Below are 287 nucleotides of genomic sequence, written 5' to 3' on the forward strand. Positions count from 1 at the left end.
TTTTCAATGGCGTTGACCACATTGTCGTTCGCGACGGTGTCGATATGTACCGTGTTTTCCGCGAAGTTGTCGATATGCACGTTGTGGTCGCTGGTGGCGATCGCCAGGTTGCCCGCCGCATCGTGGGAGGTGACGCTGACATGGACCGTCACCTCTTTCAGCACATGACCCTGGTTATCGGAGAACGTGCCCGAATCCACCTCGATACGATAACCGAGGGTATTTTTCCCGGTATCAATCACCTGGCCGTGATACTGGTAGCCGTTAATCTCTACCAGCACCGGGTC

At 55.1% G+C, this 287-nt stretch carries 1 protein-coding gene; it reads right to left on the reverse strand.

The window, feature by feature from the left end; genetic code table 11:
• Nucleotides 1-287 (reverse strand): Ig-like domain-containing protein (locus tag OGX96_RS00030; RefSeq protein ID WP_286581958.1); only part of this gene is annotated, 287 nt, incomplete at both ends.

Source organism: Citrobacter sp. Cpo100 (assembly GCF_030332595.1).
In the GTDB taxonomy this organism is placed as follows: Bacteria; Pseudomonadota; Gammaproteobacteria; order Enterobacterales; family Enterobacteriaceae; genus Citrobacter; species Citrobacter portucalensis.